The organism is Streptomyces sp. NBC_01116, assembly GCF_041435495.1.
In the GTDB taxonomy this organism is placed as follows: domain Bacteria; phylum Actinomycetota; class Actinomycetes; order Streptomycetales; family Streptomycetaceae; genus Streptomyces.
On record NZ_CP108644.1, the window covers coordinates 2,912,649 to 2,937,626 of the forward strand.

The following is a 24,978-nucleotide window of genomic DNA, read 5'->3' on the forward strand; positions in this document are numbered from 1 at the left end:
CATTGCTCGACTACTGCGCGCTTGGTACGTGTGCGTGGTGCTGTGCATGCGAGGTACTGCGGTCTAGACCAAGTCTTAGATTATTGACGCGGCGTGAACATGTCCAGACCAATGAGGGTCATATTCCGGCGGGTCGGCGAACTGCCCCGGACCGCCCCCACACCCCTCTCCGACCTCGCACGGCCCTCCCCCGCATCCTCAGGCCCCGTCTCCTCCTCCGCTGCGACCGGTGTAGAAGGCGACCGTCAAGTCCTTGACGAGCGCTTTGCGTTCGTAGTCGTCGAGCTCGACGATGCCGCGCGTGGTGAGCCGGTTGACCGTGTCGTCCACCGCGTCCACGACGGAGGTGAGCACGCTGTCCCGGTGCCTGGAGTCGATCGCGGCGATCCGCCGCCGCTGCATCGCCGCCGCGACCTCGGGGGCGTATTCGATGCCGGTCGGCTGGGCCGAGTACACCTCCACGCCCACGGGTTCGCAGTCCGCCTTCAGCATGCGGGTCAGCGCGTCGCCGACCGCCTCGGCGTCGCGCAGGCTCGGGGCGTCCTCGTGGAACGCGTCGGCGGGCAGTTGGGAGAGGACCCGGGCCATCGCGGCCTCGACCTGTGCGCTCAGGTACGCCTCGTGGTCCTCGATGCCGAGGACCGCCCGGACCGTGTCCTTGATCCGCCACACCACGAGGACGACCACGCGCAGCGCGGTGCCGTTCGCGTCGACGGCGGGCAGCGGCTCGCTGCGCCAGTGCCGCAGCCGTACGTCGACGCGGCGGCGCAGCAGCAGGGGCGAGACCCAGACGAGACCGGTGCGCCGGACGCTGCCCCGGTAGTCGCCGAAGAGCGTCAGCACCCACGCGTACCCGACCTTCCCCCGGCCGAGGCCGCCGAGTGCGAGCAGCACCACGGTGGTGAGGAGGGCGAGCAGGGCCCAGGCGCCGAAGCCGATGCCGAGGTCGGCCCGGGGGGCGAGGCCGACGGCCGTCTGCCAGGCGGCGGGCAGCACGCCGCGCCACCACAGGACGGCCAGCGCGCCGGCGATTCCGGCCGCGCCGACGAGGAGGGCCGCGGAGCCGGGCAGGGCGGGTCCGGGGCGTTCGGCGAGGCGCGGGTCGGCGGGAGGGGCGGGCCGGGTCGACGGCTCGACCCGGGTCCGCGGCGAACGCGGCACGGGGGGCCGCCGGGTGGCGGGCGAGCGGTCCCCGGTGGCGGGCCGGCGGACGAGGGCCGCGGGCAGGCCGGCCGCCGTGCCCGGTTCGGCCGGCTCCTGGTCGTCGCGGAAGAGGAGGTGTACGGGGATGGAGGCGGTGGTCTCGTTGGCGATGACGGAGTGGCGGCGACCGGGGTACGGGGGCTTCTCCGTGGCCGGAGCGGGTGTCGTGGCGGCGGTCGGGGCCGCGGGTACGGGTGCGGGTACGGAGAACGTGGCGGAGGCGGTCCGACCGCCGGGGGCCAGGTCCAGGACGAGGTCCAGCTCGGTGTCGGGCCCGGGGTCGTCCACGGGTCCCCTGGCGGGGGCACCCTGGGTCCCGCGTCCGACCGGGCCCGTCCGGGCGGGCCTCTTCCCGCCCTCGGGCTCAGCCCCGTAGGAAGGGTGCGGGGTCCACTCCGCCGAGGGTTCCGTCCTCAAACGCCGGACGGGCTTGAGGTAAAGGTTCCCGTCGAGGGGCACAGGGTGCGCGGGCGCGGGGCGGCCGGGGGCGGCGGCGGGGGTAGGAGCCGAGGCCGGGGTCGGGGTCGGACGGTCGGGGTGCCGGTCCGGGGTGGGCCGGTCCGAAGCCGGGCGGTCCGGGGTGGGCCGGTCCAGGGTGGGCCGGTCCGAGGTGGGCCGGTCCGAAGCCGGGCGGTCCGAAGCCGGGCGGTCCGGGGTGGGCCGGTCCGTGGCCGGGCAGTCCGGGGTGGGCCGGTCCGACGTCGGCCTGTCCGGAGCAGGCCGGTCCGTGGCCGAGCAGTCCGAAGCCGAGCGGTCCGTGGCCAGCCGGTCCGAAGCGGCCCCGTCCGTGTGCCGGTCCGATGTCGGACGGTCCGGGGTGGGCCGATCCGGAGCAGCCCCATTCCGGTGCCGGTCCGGAGCCGAGCGGTCCGGAGCGGCTCCATCCGTGTGCCGGTCCGACGTCGGACGGTCCGGGGTGGGCCGGTCCGGAGCAGCTCCATCCCGGTGCCGGTCCGGGGGCGGGCCGAGGTGCAGGCTCGCGCTCGGGGGTTCCGCGGACGTCCGGGGCGGCGTGGGCGGGGTCCTGTCCGTATCCGGCGGCGGGGGCTTGTCCCCGACGGGACGGAAGAGCGGCGGCGGAAGCCTGTCGCCCGACGGCAGAACACCGCCACCCTCCGACGGCGGCGGAAGCTCGCCGTCCGGTGGCAGGACGCTGTCGCCCTCCGACAGCGGGGTGCTGCCACCGGCCGTCGGGGCCGCGCCCCCGCCCACCCGGCCGAACAGCGGCGGCGGAAGCTCGCCCGCCGGTGACCGGGAGTCCCCAGCCGCGCGGTCGGACGGCGGAGGCGGCAGCCCGGCGTCCAGGCGCTGCGGAGGGCCGGCCTCCGGCGTCGGGGCCCTGCCGTCGGCGGAACCGAAGAGCGGAGGCGGGCTCCCTTCGCCCGGCGGGGCGAAGAGGGACGGCGGGAGCTGGTCGTCCAGAGGGTGAGGGGTTGAGGTGGGGGTGGTCCGGGGGGTCTGGTCGTCGTTGGGGGTCACCGGTTGCCGATTCCTTTCCGTCACGTCCGTCACGCGAAGAGCCGGCGCCAGGTCTCCGGCCCCGGATAACCGTCGGCCGCACCGCCGCGCCAGCCCTGGGCCCGCTGGAACGCCTCGACGTTGCGGCGGTCGGCCTCGGTCCAGCGCGGGTCGGGGCCCGACACGTAGTGCCTGCCGTATCCCTTCTTCACCAACTGTTCGCCGAGCCGGTCGACATGGCTGTTGGACTGACCCGGCTGGAAATGGCCGCGTCCGGGGAACGCGGCGGCTGTATCAGGGCTGCCGCCCGCGCCGGCGGCCGGAATGTTCCGTCCGCCGCCGGTCGCCAGCAGGCGCCAGGTGTCCGGGCCCGGAATGCCGTCGGCCTCCTTGCCCTGCCAGCCCTGCGCCTGCTGGAACGCCTGGGTCGCACGCCGGTCGGCCGCGCTCCACTCGGGCCCGGGGCCGACCGCGTAGAAGCGCTTGCCGCCCCGCTGGACCAGCATCCGGCCGAGCTGGGTGACGTGCTTGTTGTCGCTGCCGGGGCCGAACTGCCCGGCCCCGGGGAAGGCGATGGAGGATCCGGAGCCGGGCGAACCTTCTGTGACCCCTTTGTACCGGTAGGCCACATAGAGGTCGGAGTTGTTCCAGTACGCCAGGGGCGTCGACTGCTTCCGCGTCTGCGGGCGCGCCTGCTCGTAGGCGACGTAATGGGTGCGCGCGGAGTCGGTCCAGCCGCCGAAGATCGTGACGTGCGAGCCCTTGGAGGGGTCGGCCGGGTTGTGGAAGAGGAGGATGTCGCCGGGCTGGAGGTCGGCGCGGGCGATCCGGGTCCCGTAGGCGGCGAGGCTGCCGGTCCACTCGTTGCTGCCGAGGTTCCAGGCCATCGAGACATAGCCCGAGCAGTCCTGGCGATAGCCGTCCGACCAGTACTTCTCCATGCTGTACGGGACCTTCGCGCTCACCCACCGCTTGGCCCGGTCGATGATGTCGGCCCGGGTCGTCTTCGGCACGGCCGAGCCGGCGGACGGCGGGCCCGAGGCGCCGGTGCCCCGCAGCGGCCCCTGCTCACCCTGCGGGGTCGCCGGTTCGGGATCGACTCCCCCGTCGGCGCGCGGGGGCCCGGGGGCAGGACCGGCGGCCGTGGCCGCCCCCGCGGCTCCGCAGGAGAGGACCACCCCGGCGGCGGTGGCCAGCACCAGGGCACGGCGCGCACCGTGCGCGGCGGGGTGACCGCCGCGACGCACCGGCAGGGCCCTCGCGGCGGAGCGCCGCCGCACCGCGCACCCCGCGCATCCGCAGTCGATGGCGGGTTCGTACTCCTCGAAGACCGGCACAGTCATGCGATTCCCCTCCGCACTCGTCATTCGTCAAGATCTTTGGGCGCAGCCGTAACGGGCGTCAGCCGTTCAATTCTCCTTACATAGGGCATTTTGACGGAACAAAGGAAAAAAACGACTATCTGACGGGGCGTGGCGGCCGGTAAATGGTTCGGAGCACCCTTGGGAGTCGGGTAGAGTTCTCCAGGTCAGCAGGCGCCGTTAGCTCAGTTGGTTAGAGCAGCTGACTCTTAATCAGCGGGTCCGGGGTTCGAGTCCCTGACGGCGCACGCACAGTCAAAGCCCCCTCACTGAACGTGAGGGGGCTTTGATCATTCCCCGTCCAGCGTCCGGTGACACCCGATGGCCGTGTACGCACAGCTACCCACCCGAACTGCGGACCGTGACCGAGCGATGACGGAGCGGTGAGGGGCCAGGGAGTGGGGGCCGGTCTCCACCGGTCTCCACTTCATCACAGCCCCTCCGCAAGGTGGGTCCAAATCGTGCGCATGACCGACAAACGGTCCGTTTCACCCTTGCGGTCCCGTTCGGTGTCGGACAATCTGTCTGGGGCCGTCGGCCCCAAGGGGTCTGCTGATCCGTACAGTTGGCGCAGCAGAGCGTGACGTTCCGGTTGTGTGCGCCGCGGGGTGGGGGTCCCGCTCAAGGGCGGACGCCGAGGGGGCATCATGCAACCGGAAGGCTGCGGTCCCCTGTCTGTGGGGCGGTGGCCCGCCACCGTGTGCGTGCCCGGTGAAGAACGGGGGCTCGCCGCGCACGAAGAGAGAGACCGAACAGTCACGCACCAGCATGCGTGCAGGGGGATGTACCCATGACGTCGACGCCGCCAGGCGACCGGCAGGAGAACGACGCTTCCCGGACGACGCAGCTCCGGATACCCGCGGGGCTGCGGTCCGGCACGGCGCGGCGGCGTGCCAAGAAGGAACTGCCGCGCTACGACTACGAGCACTACAGCCGGCTCGCCGGACCGCTGACGCAGCCTCCCGCGGGCAAGCCGTACAAGGTCCGGTACCGCTCGCTCATATCGCAGGAGCCGCACCGGGTGCGCGCGGCACTCCTGCTCGGCGCGGCTCCCCTCGTCTCGCTCGGCCTCTTCGCCTGGCTGATACAGCCCAGTCACTGGACGGACCGCGATCCGAACCTGGACGACGATCTCCTGCTGGCCCTCGACATCGTCATGCTGGTCTCGATCGGTCTGATCGAGCTGTTCCGCACGATGAACGTCCTGTCGAACGCGCATGCCACCCTGGTCGCCCGCGACCCGGTCCCGGTGATACCGGAGTCCGGCACCAAGGTCGCCTTCCTCACCTCCTTCGTCCCCGGCAAGGAGCCGCTGGAGATGGTGACGAAGACCCTGGAGGCGGCCGTGAGGATCCGTCACCGCGGTCTGATGCACGTGTGGCTGCTGGACGAGGGCGACGACCCGGCGGTCAAGGAGGTCTGCGCCCGGCTCGGCGTGCACCACTTCTCCCGCAAGGGCGTGGCGCACTGGAACCAGGCCAAGGGCCCGCACCGCGCCAAGACCAAGCACGGCAACTACAACGCCTGGCTGGACGCGCACGGCGGCGACTACGACTTCTTCGCCTCGGTCGACACCGACCACATCCCGATGGCGAACTACCTGGAGCGGATGCTCGGCTACTTCCGCGACCCGGACATCGGCTTCGTCATCGGCCCGCAGGTCTACGGCAACTACGACACGTTCGTCACCAAGGCCGCCGAGTCGCAGCAGTTCCTCTTCCACGCCCTGATCCAGCGCGCGGGCAACCGCTACGGCTCGCCCATGTTCGTCGGCACCAGCAACGCGGTCCGCATCTCGGCGCTCAAGCAGATCGGCGGCCTGTACGACTCGATCACCGAGGACATGGCCACCGGCTTCGAGATCCACCGCCACCGCAACCCGGCCACGGGGAACAAGTGGCGCTCGGTCTACACCCCGGACGTGCTGGCCGTCGGCGAGGGCCCGACCGCCTGGACGGACTTCTTCACCCAGCAGCTGCGCTGGTCCCGGGGCACCTACGAGACGATCATCGGGCAGTTCTGGAAGGGCTTCGGGACCATGCCGCCCGGCAAGCTCTTCAACTACACGATGATGATCATCTTCTATCCGATGTCGGCCCTGAACTGGATCCTCGCGGCCCTCAGTTGCGCGCTGTTCCTCGGCATGGGCGCCTCCGGCGTGCAGATCGACCCGACGATCTGGATGATGCTGTACGGCAACGCCTCCGCGCTCCAGATCGGCCTGTACGTCTGGAACCGCCGCCACAACGTCTCGCCGCACGAGCCCGAGGGTTCCGGCGGTCTGGCCGGCATGGTGATGTCCGCGCTCTCCGCGCCGATCTACGCCCGCTCGATGATGGACGCGGTACTGCGCCGCAAGAGCTCGTTCGTGGTGACCCCCAAGGGCGACTCGTCCAGCCCGGACACCCTGTTCGGCACCTTCCGCATCCACCTGTTCTTCATCGTCGTCTTCGGCGGGTCGATGATCGCCTCGTTCTTCCTGGGCCACAGCCACCCCGCGATGGTCACCTGGGCCACGCTGGCGCTGCTGATCACCGCCGCGCCGATCATCGGCTGGCGGTACACGGTCCGCGCGGAGAAGAAGAAGCGCCGCGGCCGGCGCCGGGCGGGCTCGTCCGGCCGACGACCGCCGGCCGGACCACCGCCGGCCGGACCACCGTCGGCCGGACCACCGTCGGGCCGGGCCGCGCCCGGCTCTGACCAGACCATGAACATCGCCCTGGGGGGACCGCAGTCATGACAAGCCATTCGGGCCGGGGTGCCCGCCGTGCCGTCGGCCGGACCTCCCGCCGCGCGGGGGTCCGGGCCCGCCGCTCCGGTCTGCGTACGCGCCGGTTCGCGATCGGCACGGTCGCCGTGGTCGCCCTCGCGGGGGCGAACGGGCCGTGGCTCTACCGCTTCGGCACCGAGCGCTACCACCACTACACGATCAACAAGCAGTCCTACAAAGAGGCCAACGGCCACTGGGACTTCCTGGACATCCCCGCCGAGCACCGGGTCAACGCCGTCCACGCCGCGCTGCTGCGCACCGGCAAGGTGCTGCTCGTCGCGGGCTCCGGCAACAACGAGAAGAACTTCGACGCGAAGAGCTTCCGCTCCGTGCTGTGGGACCCGAAGACGAACGTCTTCAAGGACATCCACACGCCCAAGGACCTGTTCTGCGCCGGTCACACCCAGCTCCCCGGCGGCAATCTCCTCATAGCCGGCGGCACCAAGCGCTACGAGAAGCTCGGGGGCGACGTCACCAAGGCCGGCGGCCTGATGATCGTCCGGAACGAGAACCCCCGCAAGCCGATCACTCTCCCCGCGGGCACCCGCTTCACGGGCAAGGAGAGCGGCAAGACCTTCATCTCCCAGGACCCGCTGCTGGTGGAGAAGGCCACCAAGGTCTTCGACAAGAAGACCGGTGAGTACCAGCGCAACGAAGCGGGCGTCGGCCGCATCTACGTGGAGGCCGAGAAGTCCGGGCGGAAGTACGAGACCGGCACCGAGGACAACTACCGCGTCTCGGGCCTCTCCGCCGAGGACACCCGTAACGTCTACGGGATCGCCCAGAAGCTGGCGCTGGACAAGAAGGACTTCCAGGGCATCAACGACGCCTACGAGTTCGACCCGGTCGCGGAGAAGTACATCCCCGTCGACCCGATGGCCAAGGCCCGCTGGTACCCCACCCTCACGACGCTGGAGGACGGCAAGGTCCTCGCCGTCTCCGGCCTGGACGACATCGGCCAGATCGACGTGGGCAAGGCCGAGGTCTACGACCCGGAGAAGAAGAGCTGGAAGGACAGCGGCATCGTCCGGAAGTTCGCCACCTACCCGGCGCTGTTCCTGCTCAACGACGGCAGGCTGTTCTACTCCGGCTCCAACTCCGGCTACGGGCTCCAGAGCGAGGGCCGCACCCCCGGGATCTGGGACGTGCGGACGAACGACTTCGACAAGATCCCCGGCCTCGCCGACGCGGACCAGATGGAGACCTCGGCGACCGTACGGCTGCCTCCGGCCCAGGACGAGCGGTTCATGGTGATCGGCGGCGGCGGGGTCGGCGAGTCGGACAAGTCCACCCCGAAGTCCCGGCTGGTCGACCTCCAGGAGAAGAACCCGAAGTTCACCGAGGGCGCCTCCCTGGACAAGGGCACCCGCTATCCCAGCGCCTCCCTGCTCCCCGACGACTCGCTGCTCGTGGCGGGCGGCTCCGGCGACTACCGGGGGCGTGGCGGTTCGGACGTGCTGGAGGCCCGGCTGTACGACGCGAAGACGGACACCTACCGGCGGGTCGCGGACCCGGCCGTGGGGCGCAACTACCACTCGGGGTCCGTGCTGCTGCCGGACGGCCGGGTCATGATCTTCGGATCGGACCCGCTCTACTCGGACAAGATCAACACGCGTCCGGGCACCTTCGAGCAGCGCATCGAGATCTACACCCCGCCCTACCTCTACCGCGGCTCCCGGCCGGAGCTCACGGCCGGGCCCAAGAGCATCGAGCGCGGCGGAACCGGCCTGTTCACCACGCGGCAGGCCTCCTCGATCACCTCGGCGAAGCTGATGCGCCCCTCGGCGGTCACCCATGTGACCGACACCGACCAGCGCAGCATCGATCTGGCGGTCGAGAAGTCGGCGGACGGGATCACGGTCACCGTGCCGAAGAACCGGGCGCTGGTGCCGTCGGGCTGGTACATGCTGTTCGTCACCGACGAGGAGGGCACCCCGTCCGAGGGGATGTGGGTGGAGGTGCCGTAGGCGTACCCGCGCGGGGCCACAGTGGGCGTACCCGCGCGGGTGTCGCAGGCGGATGCGGCCCTGGCGCTACTCGGTGGCGCGGGCCAGCCCCAGGGCGTATTCCGGCCACCACTCGCCCGCGTTCGGGCCGCCCTTGCAGCCGCCGTCGGATTCGCCGGGCCGCTTGATCCACAGATACGCGTCGACCAGCTCGTCGCCCGTCCTCGTGGTCGGGGGCTCGCCGAGCGCGCGGCCGGGCGGGTTGCACCAGGTCTCGGCCGGGTCGCCGCCCTCGTAGGGGCCGTTGCCGTTGCGGCTGGTGTCGATGACGAAGGGCTTGTCGCCCACCTTCACCGACAGCTTCTTCCCGAACTCCGTGCTGAGGGCCGTCGTACGGAAGTTGGACACGTTGAGCGAGAAGCCGTCCGCCTTCTCGATGCCCGCCCGCCACAGCGGTTCGTGCAGGGCCCCGGGCGACTGCCAGCCGGCGTTGCCCGCGTCCACGTAGACCTTGGTGGCGGGCTGCCGCTTCAGCCGCTCGACGGCTCCTTCGAGCAGGTCGTAGCGCTCCTGGTGGTGTTCCTGGGGGGTGCAGCCGTCGACCAGGTGGAGCAGGGCGTCCGGCTCCAGGATCACGGTCGCCTGGCGGTCCCCGATGCCCTTGGCGACGCCGTCCACCCAGGCGCGGTAGGCGTCGCCGTCGGCGGCGCCGCCCTTGGAGAACTGGCCGCAGTCACGGTGCGGGATGTTGTAGAGGACCAGCAGCGCGTACCGGTCGGCCTTCGCCGCGGCCTCGGTGACGCGCCGCGCCTCGTCCTCCGGGGCGCCCGGGCCGATCCACTCGCCGGCCGACTGCTCGGCGATCCGCCGGATCAGGTCGGCCTTCTCCTGGTCGCCGTCCTCCTGGTACGCGGCGACCTGACGGGCCGCGGTGCCGTCGGGGTTCACCCAGTACGGGTCCTTCGCCTTGGGCTGCTGGCCGATGGCCGGCGCGCTCTCGCCGCCGTCCCCGTCGCCGGAGCAGCCCGCCAGCAGCAGGGCCGCCCCGAGCGCCGCCGCAGCGGTCGTCCGCAGGACCGCCGCGCGCCCGCGCGTCCGGGACCGGCCGGTGTAACTGCCGTACATCCACTCCCCCTTGGGTGCACTGCCTGCACCGTTCTCACTGGTTGCACCGTTGTGCTGGCGGCCCGATCCATCCTGGCACAGCGGCCGGGCGCCCACGCCGCCGCCCGCACAACGCGCTCGCAGGGTCGCCGGTTCCGGACATCCCGTTCGAAAGCCGGTCATCCGTCCACCGGGGGCGCCTACAGTGACGGGGGATCGGGCCTTCCCACCGCATCGACCTCCCGTACCGCGCCGGGCGACTCCCGCGGCCGGGCGCACGCGGTCGAGGACCGGCCCGGCCCGCACGCCCCGTGAGAGGCGGCCGGCCGGGCCGGGTTGACCGTGTGGCGCGCGTCGTGCGCGTGGCGCGCGGTGCGTGCCGTGTGGGTGTGTGACGTGTGGGTGCGCGGTACGGCGGGTCAGCCGCGGCTTCCGTGGCTCACGGCCTGTACGCGCTCCCCACCCTCCCCGCCGTCCCCGGCATCCCTCGCGTCCTGCGCTCCGGTGAGGTAGGCGGAGACGACCACGTTCGCCGTGTAGGAGCGGGTCCTGTGGTCGTACGTTCCGCCGCAGGTGATCAGCCGCAGCTCGGCCCGGCCGTCCTCGCGGGGCCCGTACGCCTTCTGCGCGTCGAAGCGTGTCCGGGTGACGAGCTGGACGTCGTCCACGGTGAACTCCGCGACGCTGCCGTCGGTCCGGGCGACCTCGATCCGGGCGCCCGGCTTCACCGCGCTGAGCCCGTAGAAGACCGCCGGCTTCGTGTCGGTGTCGACGTGGCCGACGAACAGGGCCGCGCCCTCCGCTCCGGGCCGGGCGCCGTCGCCGTACCAGCCGGCCGTCTTCGGCATGCCGTACGGAGGCGGGTCGATGGCCCCGTCCGGGTCGAGGCCGCGCGCGATGACGGGGGCCGAGATCCCCACGGAGGGGACCTCGACGCGTTCGGGGGCCGCCCCGTCGAGCGGTTCGTGGGCCGGGGGCAGCTCCGCCCCGAGGGGGCGGCCGACCGCGGCCACGTCGCCGGTGGTGGGGCCCGTCAGGCCGCCGAGCCCGCCGCCGGCCTCCCGGCCCCAGATCCACAGGCCGAGCAGCAGCACGGCCCAGGTCACTCCGGTGAGCAGTCGCCCGTTGCCTGCCGGGCGGTCCGGGGCTCCCATGTCAGCTGCCGGCCGGGCCGCGGCGCCGGCGCGAGCTGCGCAGGGCGACGGCGACGGCCGCTACGGCGGCGAGCACGAGTCCGATCACCGCGTGCCGGGTGCCGGGGCCCTCGGCCTCGATGGCCCGTTCGGCGAGGGTGGCCGAGCCTCCGCCGCCCGCCTTGACGGGTGCGGCGGGCGAGGGGCGGTTGTGGTGGACGACGGTGAGGGTGCCGGTCGCCTTGGACCGGCCCTCCTCGCACGTCACCCAGACGTCGTAGGAGCGGGGTTCGGCGTCGTCCCGGATCCGGGCCTCGGCGAAGAGGCCCTTGTCGTCGGCGGGGCGGAAGTGGGCCTCCGAGGAGAAGGCGTCGGAGTTGCCCGTCGCCTCGCGGCCCTTGCCGCAGACGTCGACCCACAGCTCCACCTTCCCGCCGGGGGCGATGGTGGACGGGGTGACCGAGACCGTGCCGGTGCGCCGGTCGTCCTCACCGGCCGGGGCGGCCGGGGACGCCAGAGCGGCGGGGACGGGCAGGGCTATGAGTGCGGCCGCCGCTGCGGCACAGAACGTGAGGGGAATGGAACGCATCGTGAACCTCCTACGGGAAGGTTCACGCCTGCGGCGGCGGCCCGCATCCGCAGTCCTCCATTCGAGCGACGCCCGGGAGACGTCCGGACGACGGTTCGGACGACTGCGGATGCGGTCCGCGCAGGTCGGCGGCTGCCCGGCTGCGCGGGCCGGTTCGCCCTGCCGGTCCCGTGCGTCTACTTGTCCGTCTGCTTCTCCGTCTGCTTGCCCTGGTCCACCTGGTCCGGCAGGTCGATGAGGTCGACCAGGTCGGCGATGGACTCGACGACGTGCGAGGGACCGTACGGGTAGCGGTCGATGTCGGCGACGGACGTCAGCCCGGTGAGGACCAGGAAGGTCTGCATGCCCGCTTCCAGACCCGCGAGGACGTCGGTGTCCATCCGGTCGCCGATCATCGCGCTGGTCTCGCTGTGCGCGCCGATGGCGTTGAGACCGGTCCGCATCATCAGCGGGTTCGGCTTGCCCGCGAAGTACGGGTCCTTGCCGGTGGCCTTGGTGATGAGGGCGGCGACCGAACCGGTGGCGGGCAGCGGGCCCTCGGCGGACGGGCCGGTCTCGTCGGGGTTGGTGCAGATGAAGCGGGCGCCCGCGTTGATCAGCCGGATCGCCTTGGTCAGCGCCTCGAAGCTGTACGTCCGGGTCTCGCCGAGCACCACGTAGTCCGGGTCGTGGTCGGTGAGGACGTACCCGATGTCGTGGAGGGCGGTGGTGAGACCGGCCTCGCCGATGACGTACGCCGTGCCGCCGGGGCGCTGGTCGTCGAGGAACTGGGCGGTGGCGAGCGCGGAGGTCCAGATGTTCTCCACGGGCACGTCCAGGCCCATGCGCTTCAGCCGGGCGTGCAGGTCGCGCGCGGTGTAGATGGAGTTGTTGGTGAGGACCAGGAAGGGCAGCCCGGAATCCCGCAGCCGCTTGATGAAGGCATCGGCCCCGGGGATGGGCGTGCCCTCGTGGATGAGGACGCCGTCCATGTCGGTGAGCCAGGATGAGATGGGCTTGCGCTCTGCCATGTGTCGGGACTCCTGCCGTACGCACTGCGTGCTGGGGGTGCCCGGACCACGCCGTCCCGGCACCCCCAGCATAATTAAGCCGCCGTGATCTTGACCCCGTCGATCACCCAGTACCAGTTGTTGCTGCCGGTGTAGTGGAACCGGAAGCTGACGTTGGCGGCTCCGGACGGGACGTCCAGGGTGAGCGACTGGGGCTGCGAGATCACGTCGGACGTGTAGCGCTTCACCTCGACGGGCGTTCCGCCGTTCCAGGAGGCGAGGATGCGGGCGCTCTGACTGCCCTCCTGCCGGTAGTGCGTGGTGAGGCCGAGCGTGACGGTGGACCTGCCGCCGACCGCGTACGCCGGGGTGACGAGCGTGGAGTCGTACGGTCCCGAGGACGTCTTGTCGTCCCACTCGTCGGAGTCGGCGACCGCGAAGATCCCGCGCGAGCGGACGTTCAGCTCACGGGACTGGTCGCGCTGGCTGCGGCTCCAGAACTCGTCGGTGGCGAAGGACCAGCCGCGCCACTCGGCCACACCCCCGGTGCCCATCGCGGAGTTCACGACCGACCAGCCGCTGGGCGCGGTGTGGGTCCAGCCGAGGACGCCGACCGGGATGCCGGTCTCGTCGGCGCGGGCGGCGAGGGAGGGGTACAGGGCCTCGAACGGGTCGGTGGAGCGCTCCTGGACCGGCTTGCCGTCCAGGCCCCAGGCGGGGTCGGGTGTGATGCCGAGCTGCTTGAAGACGGTGGCGGCGACGTCCACGAGGCGGGTGTCGGCGGGGCGTGCGCCGGCCGCGATGCCGGGCCCCTGGGCGAGGACGAAGGTGCGCCGCTCCTCGATGGCGCTGCCGCCGTGGCCGCCGGAGTCGGTGTGGCCGTGGTCGGTGGTGACGATGACGGTCCAGCGTTCGGTGGAGTAGGAGGGGCGGGTCCTGATCGCGGCCAGGAGGCGGCCGAGGTAGCCGTCCTGGACGTCGATCGCCGCACGGTACGCGGCGCTGGCGGCACCGGAGTTGTGGCCGGCGATGTCGGTCTGGCCGAAGTAGACGAACAGGACGTCCGGGTTCTGGTTCCGGAGGACCGACTCGGTCTCGGCGGCGATGGTGGCGTCGTGACCGGTGTAGCCGTCGGCGTCGCCGTCGAGGACGAGCTTGGCGTCGGCGCCCGGGGTGACGGTGCCCTGGGCGTCCAGCGGCTTCCAGTCGACGGCGGCGTAGGTGGAGAGCTGGGGGCGGACCTGGGCGAGGCGGGCGAGGAAGCCGGGGTACTTCCCGTAGTTCTTCCCGGCGAAGGAGTTCTCCTTGACGCCGTGCTTGTCGGGCCAGACGCCGGTGGCGATGGTCGACCAGCCCGGGCCGGAGGAGGTGGCGGCCATCGGGTTGGCGTACAGCAGCGAGGTGCCGTACGTCCCGTTCGCCATCATCGACTTGAGGTGCGGGGCCTTGGCGGCGTCGATGACGTCGTGGCGCAGCCCGTCCATGCCGACGACGAGCACCTTGTCCTTGCTGGTGCCGTCGGGGAGGGCGGGCGCGGCGTACGCGGGGGCGGCGGTGAGGGGGCCGCCGACGGCGGCGGCCGTGGCCGCGGCGGCGGTGGTGGCGAGCACGGAGCGACGGGACAGGGACCGGGACACGTGATCCTCCTGGGCGGGGCGGAGCGGGTCGGAGCGGTGCGGGTCGGAGCGGTGCGGGTCGGGCTGGGCTGGGCTGGAGCGTGAACTGCCTTCTGTGCCTTTGGCCTTCTGGCCTTCTGGACCAGACCCGTTACCTTTGTGAGACAACCGGGCCGGGTCCAGACCTTCGCAGGAATCCGTGGCGGGGAGGTGGCCGGTCAGCTTCCGGTGGCCGACTTCCAGGCGTCGATGTACGTGTCCAGGTTGGCGCCGATGTCCGCCCAGTCGGGCTCGAAGATCTCCACGCCCTCCATCAGCCCGGCCAGTTCGACGGCGTTGGCGTCGGTGGCCTCGATGTCCTTGCGGGCGGTGAAGCCTCCGCCGACGGCGCTGACGTCGCGCTGGGCCTGCTCGGAGAGCATGAAGTCGAGCAGCTTCTTGCCGTTCTCGCTGTGCGGGGCCTTCGCGACGAGGCCGGCGGCGTACGGCAGGGCGAAGCTGGTGGGCTTCCCGTCGCCCTTGGCGGGGAACCAGATGCCGAGGTTGGGCATGTCCTTGGACTGCGCGAAGTTCATCTGGACGTCCCCGTTGGCGGCGAGGAGCTCCCCCTTGTCGACCTTGGGGGCGAGCTTGCCGGTGGAGGCGGACGGGCCGACGTTGTTCGTCTGGAGCTTCTTCAGGTACGCCATGGCCGGCTCCTGCCCGCCGAAGTCGTGCATGGCCTTGATGAGGACGGCGGTACCGTCGCCGGCGACACCGGGGGTGGAGTACTGGACCTTCTCCTTGTACGCGGGGTCGAGCAGGTCCTCCCAGGTCCTGGGCGGGTTCTTCAGCTCCTTCGTGTTGTGGATGAACCCGAAGTAGTTGTTGACGACGGAGGTCCACTTCCCGTCGGCCGCCCGGTCGGCGCCGTCGACCTGGTCGGCGCCCTTCGGCTCGTACGCGGTGAGGAGGCCCTTGGCGTCGGCCTGCTGGATGAAGGGCGGCAGGGTGACGAGCACGTCGGCCTGGGTGTTGGACTTCTCGCGGAGGGCACGCTGCACCATCTCGCCGGAGCCTCCCTCCACGTACTTCACCTCGATGCCGGTCTTCTTCTCGAAGTCCTTGAAGACCTTGTCGTACCAGCCGTCGCCGTTCTCGCCCTTGAGGCCGTCGGCGCTGTAGACGGTGACGGACTTCTCGTCGGACGCGGCGGAGGATCCGCCGCAGGCGGTGAGGGTGGTGACGGCGGCGAGGCCGGCCAGGGGGAGGGCGAGGGCACGTGCCCGGTTGCGGTTGCGGATGCGGGTTCGGTTGCGCATGGGGTTTCTCCAGGGGGAGTACGGGGCGGGGATCAGCGGTAGGAGGCGCGGGTCCGGATGCGGGAGACGGCGGCCAGGACGAGGAGCGTCGTCGCCATCAGGACCACGGCGAGGGCGGCGCCGGTGAAGAGCGAGCCCCGGTCGGTGGCGGCGAAGATCTGCACCGGCAGCGGGGTCCAGTCCGGCGGGTAGAGCATCATCGTGGCGCTCAACTCCCCCATGGACAGGGCGAAGCAGAGCCCGGCGGCCGAGGTGAGCGAGGGCAGCAGGAGCGGCAGCCGGATCCGCCACAGGACCCGGGCGGGGCTCGCCCCGAGGCCGGCGGCGGCCTGTTCGTACACCGGATCCATGCGCCGGATCGCGGCGGCGACCGACTGGTAGGCGAAGGCGGTGACCAGGACGGTGTGGGCGAGGATCACGATCCAGCGCGTTCCGTTGAGCAGCACGGGCGGCCGGCTGTAGGCCACCAGCACCGCGAGGCCCACGACCACCGAGGGCACGGCGACCGGCAGGATGAACAGGGCGTCCAGGAGCCGCTTCCCGCGCTTGCGGAGAGAGGCGGCGGCGAGAGCGGCCCAGCCGCCGAGGACGAGCGCCAGCACGCTCGCGGCCACGGCCGTGACCAGGCTGGTGGTCAGCGCCTGGAGGGAGTCGCCGCTCGTCGCGGCGGAGTAGCGCTCGACCGTGGGTCCGGAGGGGAAGGCGCCGGACCAGTTGGTGGCGAGGGACGCGGCCAGGATGACGAGCAGCGGCACCGCGAACAGAGGGACGAAGAGGAGGAGGAAGACGGCCCAGGTGGCCCACTTCCCGGCCCGGCTATGCACCAGCACGACGGCTCACCACCCGGTAGAGGCTGTAGAGGCCCACGGAGACCGCGATGTTGACGACGGCGACGACGCAGGCGGCCGGGTAGTCCGACTCCAGGATCGCCTTGCTGTAGACGAGCATCGGCAGCGTCGTCACGTCCTTCGCCCCGGTGAACAGGACGATCCCGAACTCGTTGAGGCACATCACCAGGACGAGGCTGCCGCCCGCCGCGAGGGCCGGGAGCGCCTCGGGCAGGATGACCTGCCGGATGATCCGGACGGGCCCTGCGCCGAGCGAGGAGGCGACCTCCAGCTGACCGGTGTCGAGCTGGGAGAACGCGGCGAGCAGCGGGCGCATCACGAACGGGGTGAAGTAGGTGATCTCGGCGAGCAGGACGCCCCAGGGGGTGGTCAGGAAGTGGAAGGGCCCCTCTGCCGCCCCGGTGAAGTCGGTCCAGAGCCCGTTGGCCATCCCGACGGAGCCGTAGATGAACAGCAGGGCGAGCGTGATGAGGAAGGACGGGAAGGAGAGGAACACGTCGATGAACCGGGCGACCGCCTTCCCGCCGGGGAACGGGACGAACGCGATGACCAGCGCGAGCACGAACCCGAGGACGAGGCATCCCACGGTCGAGCCGACGGCGAGCCACACGGTGGTGGTGAGCGCGTCGCGGAAGACCTCGGAGGCGAAGACGTCGGCGTACGGGTCGAGCGAGACGCCGCCCTCGTCGGGGGTGACGGACTGCTGGACGACGAGGGCCAGCGGGTAGAGGAACGCGAGCGCGAGGACGGCGACGGGCGGCAGCGCCCAGACCCAGGCGGGGACGGAACGGGTCCGCGCGGGGGCGGGGCCGGGGACGGGGCCGGGTTGCCCGGAACCTGTCGTCCGCTTCCGGTCGAGGACGGCACTAGCTGTATTGCCCAGTGAGGTTGGGGACGCGGCTGGCGGGTGGTTTGCCTGCGAGTGCGGTGTGTCCGCGGTGGTGATTGTAGGTGTGCAGCCAGGCAGGGTAGGCGTCGCGTCGTTCCTGTTCTGACCGGTAGGCGCGGGCGTAGGCCCACTCGTCCAGGAGCGTGCGATTGAGGCGTTCGACCTTGCCGTTGGTCTGGGGCCGGTAGGGCCGGGTTCGCTTGTGGGTGATCCCGGCCGCCGCCAGCACATCGCGCCAGGCGTGGGACTTGTAGCAGGCGCCGTTATCGGTCAGGACCCGCTCGACGGTGATCCCGACGCTGGTGAAGTAGGCGTGTGCACGTGTCCAGAAGGCGGTGGCGGTCTCCTTCTTCTCGTCGGCGTGGATCTCGCTGTAGGCGAGGCGGGAGTGGTCGTCGACGGCGGTGTGGATGTAGCTGTAGCCGGCGTTCTTGCGATTCTTGCGGCCGGCCTGGCGGCCGAGGGTCTTGTGGCCGCCGCCGTCGGGGATGTTTCCCAGCTTCTTGATGTCGACGTGGACGAGTTCGCCGGGCCGGTCGCGTTCGTAGCGGCGTATGACGGTCCCGGTGACCCGGTCGAGGTGTGCGAGGCGGGCCAGGCCGAAGCGGGTCAGCACGCGATGGACGGTGGAGGCGGGCAGGTTCAGCAGGCCCGCGATGCGAGCCGGCCCCCAGCGGCGGGTAATGCGGACCTTGATGATCCGGCGTTCGGTGCGGGTCGGGGTGCGGCGGGGGCTGCGGTGCGGACGGCAGGAACGGTCGCTCATGCCGGCCTGGCCCATGGCCCGGTAGCGGGCGGCCCACCGCTGGGCAGTGGTGGGCGAGACCTGGAAGCGTTCGGCGGCCCGGCGCAGAGGCCAGCCGTCCTCGACCACGCAGCGGGCCAGACGCAGGCGTCCGGTCTCGGTCAAGGGTGCATTACGGTGGGGCATGAGGGCCTTCTGATCGTTTGGTGGAGATGTCGCAATCCACACCGAACCCGGAAGGTCCTCACCCGTTCAAGACCCCTCAGCCGAGACCTGCCTCACCCGTCCACAACCTCCCTGGACAGAACAACTAGCCACCGGGCACCCCCGCCTTCTCCCGGGCCGCGGCGGAGCCCGCCGGGCCGGCCGCTCCGGCGGTCCCCACAGCTCCGGCGGCTCCGGCAGCTCCGGCTTCTTCCGCTGTTCCCGTCGTGCCCTCTCTTCCCGCCGCGCCCTCGGCTCCGGCTGTTCCCGCTGTTCCCGCCGGGAGCAGCACAGCGTCCTCGGGGGCGAAGTGCAGGGTGACCGGGTCACCGAGGGCCGGGGGCTCGCGCAGTTCGCGGAGGTCTGCCATGAGGCGGTGACCGTCGACGTCGGCGTGGACGCGGTGGGTGGAGCCGCGCCACTGGACCTCGGTCACGCTTCCGGTGAGCGCGTTGGGCCCGTCGCCGAGGCCGACCAGGTGCGGCCGGACGCAGAGCGTCGCGGTGGCTCCGGGGGCGGCGGTGTCGGTGGGGACGGCGAGCGCGTGACCGTCGAACTCGACGGCTCCGTCCGCGGCGACCGTGACCGGGAGCAGGTTGGCGTTGCCGACGAACGAGGCGGTGAACTCCGTACGGGGGCGGCGGTAGAGCTCCTGAGGGGTACCGCAGTCCTGGAGGCGGGCCCGGTCCATGACGGCGATCCGGTCGGCGAGGGTGAGGGCCTCGACCTGGTCGTGGGTGACGTACAGGATGGAGACGTCGGGCAACTCGCGGTGCAGCCGCGCCAGTTCGGCGAGCATGCCGGAGCGGAGCCGGGCGTCGAGGGCGGAGAGCGGTTCGTCGAGGAGCAGGACGCCGGGGCGGATGGCGAGCGCGCGGGCGATGGCGACGCGCTGCTGCTGGCCGCCGGAGAGTTCGCGCGGGTGGCGATCCGCGTACGCGGCCATGCCGACGAGTTCGAGGGCCTCGGTGACCCGGCCCGGGATCTCCGCCTTCGGGGTGCGGTGGGCCTTGAGCCCGAAGGCCACGTTGTCCTTGACCTTGAGGTGCGGGAAGAGGGCGTAACTCTGGACGACCATGCCGATGCCGCGCCGGTGCGGGGGCAGGGCGGTGACGTCCCGGCCGCCGAGGAACACCCGCCCGGAGGCGGGCCGGACGAACCCGGCGACGGCGCGCAGGGCGGTGGTCTTGCCCGAGCCGGACGGCCCGAGGAGGGCCATCACCTCGCCGGGCTCGACGGTGAGGTCGAGCCGGTCGAGGACGACGTTCCCGCCGTAGGCGACGGTGACGCCCTCGAAGCGGATGCCGCTGGGGGCGGCGGGGGCGGCCTGCCCGGGTCCGCGCCCAGCGGCGGCAGGGGCCGGGGCGCTCACGCCTCGGCCCGCGCGATGAGGTCGGGCAGCTCGGCGACGGACCCGAGCACGTGGGTCGCGCCGTGCCGGGTGAGCTGGTCCTTGTCGTGGGCGCCGGTGAGGACCCCGGCCACGATCCCGGCGCCGGAGCGCAGGCCGCTGAGCATGTCGTACGAGGTGTCGCCGGCCACCACGGTCCGCCGGACGTCGTCCACGGCCGCGGTGCGCAGGAACGCGGCCAGCACCATGTCCGGGAAGGGCCGGCCCCGGCCGCCCGCGTCGGCGGGGCAGAGGGTGAGCGGGACGAGGTCCTGCCAGCCGAGTGCGGCGAGGATGGCGTCCTGGGTGGCACGGGCGAAGCCGGTGGTCAGGACGACGGTGCGGCCCTCGGACGCGAGCCGCTCGACGGCCTCGCGGGCGCCGGGGACGGGGGCGATGCGGCCGCCGTCGACGAGCTCCCCGTACGCCTCCTCGAAGGCGATGTTGGCCCGCTGGGCCTTGGCCTCGCCCTCGCCACCGCTCTGGCCACCACTCTCGCCACCGCCCTCGTCAGGGCCCTCGGCGGCGAAGAGGTGCCGGAACACGGTGATCTTTGATTCGCCCATCGTGGCACGTACGTAAGCGAGTTGGCGGGCGTGCTCGTCGGATCCGGCGCGCACGCCGAGGCGTTGGGCGGCGGCGGAGAAGGCCTGCTCGACGAGGCCGCCGTCGGCGACGGTGGTCCCGGCCATGTCGAGGACGACCAGGTCGTAGGGGTCGCGCGTGATGTCGGTCGGGGAAGTCATGTGGTTCACCAGCCCAGTTGGTCGGCGGTCGTTTCGGCGATGGCGGGCGAGCACGTCATGCCGCGCCCGCCGGGTCCGGTGACGAGCCAGACCCCGTCGCGCACCTGCTGCCGGTGGACGACGCGTGAGGTGTCGGTGCACTGGGCGTAGACGCCGGCCCAGCGGTGGCGGACGCGCGGCAGCGGGCGGCCGAGGAAGGCTTCGACGACCCGGGTGAGGTGCTCGTAGGGCTCCTCGACGGTGTCGAAGGCGAAGGGGTGCTCGTACTCGTGGGTGTCGCCGATGGTCAGCCCGCCGTCGCGGCGCTGCACCATGAGGAGCTGCATGCGGTGCTCGGCGGCGACCGGGTCCTGGGCCTGTCCGGCGTTGAGCGCGTCGAGCGCCTCGCCCCGGTAGGCGGGGTAGTAGCGGAAGCTGTCGGCGTCGGCGACGGAGGTGGTGAGCGGCTCGCCGAGCGGGTCGGTCTGCATCATCTGGAGGCGGACGCGGCGGACGGGCAGTTCGGGCCCGGCGAGTTCGCGGACCAGCCCGCCGAGCCAGGCGCCGGTCGCGAGGATCACGCCGTCACCGGTGTGGACGTCGCCGTGGTCGTCGCGCACCGAGGCGGTCCCGACGACCTCACGCACTTCGCGACCGCCGAGGTAGGTGTACCGGCCGGAGGCCAGCAGGCTTTCTTTCAGAGCGAGTTGGGCGGTGCGGGGTTCGACCGCGGCGTCCCGCTCGCACCACAGAGCGGCGGTGAACGCGCCCCGCAGGGCGGGGTTGAGCGCCCGGGCCTCCTCGGCGGTGAGCAGCTTGTAGCCGCGCGCCGCCGCGTCGGGCCGGGCGACGGCCGCCTCGGCGACGGCGACCTCGCGTGCGGTGCGCAGCGGGGTGAGGGAACCACAGGCCCGGAAGCCGAGTCCGGGCACCCGCTCCCCGACGGCCTCCCACAACTCGCGGGCGCGCAGGGCGGTCTCCAGCTCCTCGCCACCGGCCCGGCCGCTGACCCATATCTGTCCGAAATTGCGGAGCGATGCCCCGCGCGCCTCGCTCTCGCGCTCGATCTGTACGACCTCGTGGCCGCGGCTGACTGCGTGCCAGGCGTGCATGGTTCCCACCACGCCGGCTCCTACGACGATGACTCTCACGCCGGACACGCTCCTCGGGACGGGTGTCCCGCACGCGTCCGTCCACCGACGGGACGGTGAACGACCTCGCAAGTTTGGACCAGACCCGTTATGTTTTCGTGATCCGAAGAGTCCTGCGGTGAAGCGCATCGGGCAACGGGCCCCTCAGCTCCGCTCCTCGCCTCGCAGATGGGTGGAGAAGGAGAAGCGATCACCCCGGAACAGGGTCCGCACGCGCTCCAGCGGACGGCCGTCGGCGTCCCGGGAGAGCCGGTGGATCAGGAGCATCGGCAGCGCGGGCGGGGTCCCGATGAGCAGAGCCTCGCGGGGGGTCGCGAGCACGGTCTCGATCCGCTCGTCGGCGTCGCCGAAGGCGATTCCGAGGCGGTCGCGGAGGTAGGCGTAGAAGGAGGAGTCCGGGTCGAAGGCCGTGTCCAGGTCCGGGACGCGGGCGACGCCGACGTACGTGCTCTCCAGGCCGACACGCTCGTCGTCGGCGAGCAGCACCCGCTCCAGGTGCCAGACCGGCTCGCCCCGCCCGACCGCGATCTCGGCGGCGAGCGCCTCGGGGCAGGGGAAGCGGTCCAGGCCGATGAGGTGGCGGCCGGGCCGACGGCCCTGGCGGCGGACGCCCTCGGTGTAGCTGGCCAGGGAGAGCGGCTGCTCCAGCTTGGGCCCGGCGACGACCGTGCCGCGCCCCTGTCGGCGCAGCCGCCCTTCCAGGAGGAGTTCGCGCAGGGCCTGGCGGACGGTCTCGCGCGCGACCTCGTGCCGCTGGGCCAGCTCCCGCTCGGTGGGCAGGAGCCCGCCCTCGCCCAACTCGTCCAGCAGCACCGCGATACGGGCCTTGACCGCGTAGTACTTCGGGATACGGCCGTGCTCGGGGATGCCGGAGCGGATCGGTGCGCCAGGTGCCTGGTCGTTCGGGTAGTCCACGGCCCGATCGTTGCAGACGCGGGTGAACAGGCGGCGCTACGGGCCCCGCCGCGACCGGTCAGTCCGTGGGGCGGCGGAAGCGGCGGGCATGCCGCACCAGAGCCACCCCGCCGAGCAGCAGGGCCCCGGCGGCGACGCCGGTCCAGGCCAGTGACTCCGGTCCGGTGCGGGCGAGTTCGGGGAGCGGGTGGCCCGGGCGGTCGCGGGGCGGGCGTCCGGGGCGGTCCTCGTCGGCGCCCCTTCCCTCCTCACCGGTTCCGGGGCGGGCCGGCGGCCGGTTGCCGGGAGCGCGGTCCGGGGACGGGTCCCGGCCCGTGCCGGGGTCGGTGCGGGTGCCGTCGCCCGGGTCCGCGCGCTCCTGGTCGGCGCGCTCCGGGCCGGAAGGTTCCGGATCGGGACGTTCCGACCGGGGAGTCTCCGGCTGCGGGCGCTCGGACCGGGGCTGCTCGGACCGGGGCTGCTCGGACCGAGGCCGCTCAGGCCGGGGCTGTTCGGACCGGGGCTGCTCGGACCGGGGCTGCTCCGGTTCACGGATGCCGCCCGTGGCGCCGTCGACGATCACGAAGGCGTAGTCCTCCGACTCCCCCACCCATTCGCCGTCCTCGCGCCCGCCGCCCTTGGCCTTGTCCTGGTGGCGGCGCTGGACGACGGCGGCGTGGGCGGTGACCGGACCGGGGGCGGTGTCGGAGGTGAAGGCCATCCGGACGCGTACGGAGACCGTTTCGCCGGCGGGGACGGTGAACCCGAGGAACTCGTCGGCGGATCTGTCGGTGCCGGAGCTGTCAGCGTCGGTGCCCTTACCGATGCCGGTGCCGGTGCCCTTACCGGTGCCGGTGCCGGTGCCGGTGCCGTTCGACGTCCCCGCCTCACCGTCTTCCCCGCCCTCCGCCTTCTCGCGCCCGCCGTCCGCTCCGCCGCCGAAGACGCCGATCTGCTCGTCGCGGTCGGTGCCCTCCCAGGTGACCCGGTGTTCGACGTCGGGGCGGCCGGGCTCGGAGAACTCCAGCTGGATCTGGTCCGACGTCAGCCTGCGGTCGCGGTCGGCGAGGACGAGGACCGGGTGCAGCGCGCGGCAGGGCGTGTCGGTGGTGTTGGTGAGGTCGAGGAACCAGGTGCCGTAGCCACCCCCTGAGGCGTATCTGTCCGGGGCGTCCTGGATCCGCGTCTCGATGGGGAAGTCCTTGGCGTCCGGGTCACCGCAGACGGGCTGCCGGTCGGCCGCCGAGGCGGCGGGGACGGACGCGGCCGGCAGGGCGGCGACCTGCGGGCCGCCCAGGAGCGCGGCGGGCACCGTGATCCCGGCGGCCAGCCCGAGGGCGGCGAGCGCACGGGCGTCACGCAGCCGTGGGCAGGAGGTGGGAGGCATGGAGGTCACCCTTCACTGCTCGCGGACGACCGGGGCGGGGGCCTCGGTGGCGGCCTCCGACACCACCACGCGCGCGCGGACTCAGAGAGTCGACATGCCGACTTGATTCATAGGATCACCCGACTGCTTCCCCCCGACTCGCTCCCCCACCCGCCCGAACACCGGCGCGAGCACCAGTTGCGCCGCGCCCTCCGCGACCGGCCGGTCTCCGCCCCGGGCGACCGTGACCCTCACGCCCGCGCCCGCCCCGCCCCGCGCGGCCCGCTCCTCGATCACGGCCCGGACGCCCCGTACGTACGCGTCCTCGTCGGCGGCCACCGTCCGGCCGCCCAGGACCACGCGGTCGACGCCGAGCAGGCCGACCAGGTTCGCCGCGCCCGTGCCCAGGACCCGGGCGGCCTCCCCCCGGTCGCCGCGCGCCTCGGCGGCCAGGCACAGCGCCTCGATGCAGCCGCGCCCGCCGCAGCCGCAGAGCGGGCCGTCCAACTGGAGGGTCTGGTGGCCGAATTCGCCCGCCCCGGTCCGCGCGCCCCGGTGCACCTCGCCGCCGAGGACCAGGCCCGCGCCGAGCCCCGTACCGAGGTGGAGATAGGCGAAGTCGCCGCGCGGCTCGTCGAGCGAGAGGGCCAGGGCGAGGGCGGCGGCGTTGGTGTCCTTGTCGAGCACCACCGGCAGCCCGGTCCGTTCGGCCAGGGCGGCGCGCAGCGGGTACCCGTCCCACTGCGGGAATCCGGTGACCCGGCGCAGGACGCCGTCCCGGTGGTCCAGCGGGCCGGGCACGGCGACGCCGACGCCGAGCACCGGTTTGTGCGGTTCGGCCGCGCACAGGTCCCGTACCGCGTCCACCGCGTCCGCGAGGACCCGGTCCGCCGGAGCGCCGAGGTCGAGCGGCGCGCGGGTGACCGCGACCGGCCGGCCCGCGAGGTCGACGAGGACGGCGGTGAGCCCGTCGCGGTCCAGGTGCAGCCCGACGGCGAACTGCGCGTCGGGGACCAGCCGCAGCACGGTGCGCGGCTTGCCGCCGGTGGAGGGGCGCAGGCCCGCGCCGACGGCGAGCCCGTCCTCGCGCAGCCGGGCGGTGATCTTGCTGACGGCCTGCGGGGTGAGGCCGGTGCCCTCGGCCAGCTCCAGCCTGCTGATGCCCTCCGCCCCGGCGGCCCGCAGCAGGTCCAGCACCAGCGCGGCGTTGTGGTGGCGCAGGGCCGGCAGATTCACCCCGGTCTTCGCCCCGCCCATCGCCCCGGCCTTCGCCTCGCCCGTCACCTCGGCCATCGC

Annotated in this window: 19 protein-coding genes and 1 tRNA gene; 3 read left to right on the top strand and 17 right to left on the bottom strand. The window is 72.5% G+C overall.

Annotation, left to right across the window (positions count from 1 at the left end; genetic code table 11):
- Nucleotides 1-198 precede the first annotated feature (198 nt).
- A complete protein-coding gene (locus OG245_RS12665; protein WP_371623623.1) occupies nucleotides 199-2,706 on the bottom strand; it encodes an SPFH domain-containing protein in 2,508 nt (835 codons plus the stop codon).
- A gap of 5 nt (nucleotides 2,707-2,711) precedes the next feature.
- Nucleotides 2,712-4,004 (bottom strand): peptidoglycan-binding protein, encoded by a 1,293-nt coding sequence (locus tag OG245_RS12670; RefSeq protein ID WP_371623624.1) that lies wholly within the window; start codon nucleotides 4,002-4,004, stop codon nucleotides 2,712-2,714.
- A gap of 192 nt (nucleotides 4,005-4,196) precedes the next feature.
- Between OG245_RS12670 and OG245_RS12675 the strand changes: the two genes are divergently transcribed.
- The 3 genes from OG245_RS12675 to OG245_RS12685 all read left to right on the top strand — a co-directional run bounded on the left by OG245_RS12675 (nucleotide 4,197) and on the right by OG245_RS12685 (nucleotide 8,759).
- Nucleotides 4,197-4,270 (top strand) — tRNA-Lys (locus OG245_RS12675).
- Between the two features lie 542 nt (nucleotides 4,271-4,812).
- Nucleotides 4,813-6,762 (top strand): glycosyltransferase, encoded by a 1,950-nt coding sequence (locus tag OG245_RS12680; RefSeq protein WP_371623625.1) that lies wholly within the window; start codon nucleotides 4,813-4,815, stop codon nucleotides 6,760-6,762.
- Entirely contained in the window at nucleotides 6,759-8,759 is a 2,001-nt protein-coding gene (locus OG245_RS12685; protein ID WP_371623626.1) for a galactose oxidase-like domain-containing protein, read from the top strand. Before OG245_RS12680 ends, OG245_RS12685 begins: the two co-directional genes overlap by 4 nt.
- Before the next feature lie 66 nt (nucleotides 8,760-8,825).
- Here OG245_RS12685 and OG245_RS12690 read toward each other — a convergent pair whose 3' ends face one another.
- The 15 genes from OG245_RS12690 to OG245_RS12760 all read right to left on the bottom strand — a co-directional run bounded on the left by OG245_RS12690 (nucleotide 8,826) and on the right by OG245_RS12760 (nucleotide 24,939).
- Nucleotides 8,826-9,863, bottom strand: a complete 1,038-nt coding sequence (locus OG245_RS12690) for a glycoside hydrolase family 6 protein (protein WP_371623627.1) — start codon at nucleotides 9,861-9,863, stop codon at nucleotides 8,826-8,828.
- Between the two features lie 398 nt (nucleotides 9,864-10,261).
- On the bottom strand, nucleotides 10,262-10,996 hold the full coding sequence (locus tag OG245_RS12695; RefSeq protein ID WP_371623628.1) for a class F sortase: 735 nt from the start codon (nucleotides 10,994-10,996) through the stop codon (nucleotides 10,262-10,264).
- A gap of 1 nt (nucleotide 10,997) precedes the next feature.
- Nucleotides 10,998-11,564: a hypothetical protein gene (locus tag OG245_RS12700; protein ID WP_371623629.1), complete on the bottom strand. Its 567-nt coding sequence runs from the start codon at nucleotides 11,562-11,564 to the stop codon at nucleotides 10,998-11,000.
- A 176-nt stretch (nucleotides 11,565-11,740) separates the two neighbouring features.
- On the bottom strand, nucleotides 11,741-12,574 hold the full coding sequence (locus OG245_RS12705) for an HAD-IIA family hydrolase (RefSeq protein ID WP_371623630.1): 834 nt from the start codon (nucleotides 12,572-12,574) through the stop codon (nucleotides 11,741-11,743).
- Nucleotides 12,575-12,648: 74 nt separating this feature from the next.
- On the bottom strand, nucleotides 12,649-14,190 hold the full coding sequence (locus OG245_RS12710) for an alkaline phosphatase family protein (protein WP_371623631.1): 1,542 nt from the start codon (nucleotides 14,188-14,190) through the stop codon (nucleotides 12,649-12,651).
- Between the two features lie 197 nt (nucleotides 14,191-14,387).
- Nucleotides 14,388-15,470, bottom strand: coding sequence for a 2-aminoethylphosphonate ABC transporter substrate-binding protein (locus OG245_RS12715; protein ID WP_371623632.1), 1,083 nt, complete (start codon nucleotides 15,468-15,470; stop codon nucleotides 14,388-14,390).
- Nucleotides 15,471-15,502: 32 nt separating this feature from the next.
- Complete coding sequence (locus OG245_RS12720) at nucleotides 15,503-16,300, bottom strand: ABC transporter permease (protein ID WP_371623633.1); 798 nt, start codon at nucleotides 16,298-16,300, stop codon at nucleotides 15,503-15,505.
- Nucleotides 16,287-17,201 (bottom strand): 2-aminoethylphosphonate ABC transporter permease subunit, encoded by a 915-nt coding sequence (locus tag OG245_RS12725; protein ID WP_371627870.1) that lies wholly within the window; start codon nucleotides 17,199-17,201, stop codon nucleotides 16,287-16,289. Before OG245_RS12725 ends, OG245_RS12720 begins: the two co-directional genes overlap by 14 nt.
- On the bottom strand, nucleotides 17,185-18,138 hold the full coding sequence (locus OG245_RS12730) for an IS481 family transposase (RefSeq protein ID WP_371623634.1): 954 nt from the start codon (nucleotides 18,136-18,138) through the stop codon (nucleotides 17,185-17,187). Before OG245_RS12730 ends, OG245_RS12725 begins: the two co-directional genes overlap by 17 nt.
- Nucleotides 18,139-18,262: 124 nt before the next feature.
- Nucleotides 18,263-19,528, bottom strand: coding sequence for an ABC transporter ATP-binding protein (locus OG245_RS12735; RefSeq protein WP_371623635.1), 1,266 nt, complete (start codon nucleotides 19,526-19,528; stop codon nucleotides 18,263-18,265).
- A complete protein-coding gene (locus OG245_RS12740; RefSeq protein WP_371623636.1) occupies nucleotides 19,525-20,292 on the bottom strand; it encodes a phosphonatase-like hydrolase in 768 nt (255 codons plus the stop codon). The genes OG245_RS12735 and OG245_RS12740 overlap by 4 nt, the downstream gene beginning before the upstream one ends.
- A gap of 5 nt (nucleotides 20,293-20,297) precedes the next feature.
- Entirely contained in the window at nucleotides 20,298-21,422 is a 1,125-nt protein-coding gene (locus OG245_RS12745) for a TIGR03364 family FAD-dependent oxidoreductase (protein WP_371623637.1), read from the bottom strand.
- Nucleotides 21,423-21,566: 144 nt separating this feature from the next.
- Nucleotides 21,567-22,337: a GntR family transcriptional regulator gene (locus OG245_RS12750; protein WP_371623638.1), complete on the bottom strand. Its 771-nt coding sequence runs from the start codon at nucleotides 22,335-22,337 to the stop codon at nucleotides 21,567-21,569.
- A gap of 58 nt (nucleotides 22,338-22,395) precedes the next feature.
- Nucleotides 22,396-23,703, bottom strand: a complete 1,308-nt coding sequence (locus OG245_RS12755) for a peptidase (protein ID WP_371623639.1) — start codon at nucleotides 23,701-23,703, stop codon at nucleotides 22,396-22,398.
- Between the two features lie 81 nt (nucleotides 23,704-23,784).
- Nucleotides 23,785-24,939 (bottom strand): ROK family protein, encoded by a 1,155-nt coding sequence (locus OG245_RS12760; protein WP_371627871.1) that lies wholly within the window; start codon nucleotides 24,937-24,939, stop codon nucleotides 23,785-23,787.
- Between the last annotated feature and the right edge of the window lie 39 nt (nucleotides 24,940-24,978).